At 41.9% G+C, this 1,202-nt stretch carries 3 protein-coding genes; all 3 read left to right on the top strand.

What is annotated here, in order from left to right; genetic code table 11:
* Nucleotides 1–294, top strand: a 294-nt coding sequence (locus tag C7475_RS33390; RefSeq protein WP_233260052.1) for a hypothetical protein, incomplete at its 5' end; no start/stop codon positions are given.
* Between the two features lie 11 nt (nt 295–305).
* A complete protein-coding gene (gene tnpB / locus C7475_RS32715) occupies nt 306–650 on the top strand; it encodes an IS66 family insertion sequence element accessory protein TnpB (protein ID WP_110057643.1) in 345 nt (114 codons plus the stop codon).
* A gap of 49 nt (nt 651–699) precedes the next feature.
* On the top strand, nt 700–1,202 hold a 503-nt coding region (locus C7475_RS32710), incomplete at its 3' end, for a hypothetical protein (protein WP_199236327.1).

Here is a 1,202-nt window from a genome sequence, read left to right as displayed (position 1 = left end):
ATATCAGAGAAGAAGAGTATCGCAATGCAATGGAGCCAGTCGAATGTAAAAATGCAAGTGTTTTGTGATAATCATGGAATCACGCTGTCTATGTTAAAGAACTGGAGGAAGCAGTTTTCTGCTCCTGCAAAGGTTCCCCGCCGGAAGCATTTTATTCAGGTCAAACCTGCGAAGGCGGTTGTCCCAGATGTGACACTCCCATTTGTTGAGGTTATATATTTATCAGGCACCAGGATCATTTTTCATTCGGCTGTCAACACAGACGTGATAAAGGAGCTGTTAAACACTAAGTAAATGCTGGCACTATCATCCCATGCAGATACTTTCTGTATGCCCAGCCAGTCATGATAAGTAGCAGCTTTTATAAGCTGGCGGCTATTGTCAATGAGCAGATGCACCTCGATCCTCTAACCGGAGATGTCTATATTTTCTTTAATCGCAGGGCTACTCATATCAAGCTGCTTCAATGGCAACAAGATGGATTTGCGATTTATTACAAGCGGCTTGAAAAGGGAACATTTGAAATTCCCAAGCCAGGTGAGGTACAGTCACTACTTACTTCTACGCAGTTAATGCTTATTCTTCAAGGCATTCAGATGGATAAAGTGCAGTATCGCAGGCGGTATTTACGACAATCTGCGGATCATTAACATCGCGCTAACAAATAATTGATTTTGATGTGATAACATTGCAATCGCAATGAGTATATCAGCAAAAAATAATGATTACAAACAGCTCTATGAGTCTGCCATCGACAAAGTTGAGCAGTTGCAGCATGAACTGAATCAACTAAAGAAGATGATCTTTGGAGTCCGCCAGGAGCGGTTTATTCCAACAGATAAGAATCAATTGGCACTTGATATTCCAACAGAACAATCTGCTGCTGTTTGCAACGGCTTAGACGCAAAGAAGGTGACTTATGTGAAAGTTGTTAAACAAGATGCAACTCAAGCAAGAGATAGCCGTCATACCATACCGCCTTACCTGCGAAGAGAAGATGTAATCATAGAACCAAACCATATACCAGAGGGTAGTAAACACATTGGCGCCGCCGAAACAGAAGTACTGGAATACAAACCCGCCGAAATCTATGTAGTCCGTTACATCCGTAACAAATACCTTCTTCCATCTGCGGACGAGACTTCATCGAAAATTATTATCGGAACTTTACCAACATTGCCAGTTGCAAAATCTATGATGGG

The organism is Chitinophaga sp. S165, assembly GCF_003182155.1.
In the GTDB taxonomy this organism is placed as follows: Bacteria; Bacteroidota; Bacteroidia; order Chitinophagales; family Chitinophagaceae; genus Chitinophaga.
Note: the sequence above shows the minus strand (reverse complement) of the source record. Positions and strands in the feature narration are given on the sequence as shown.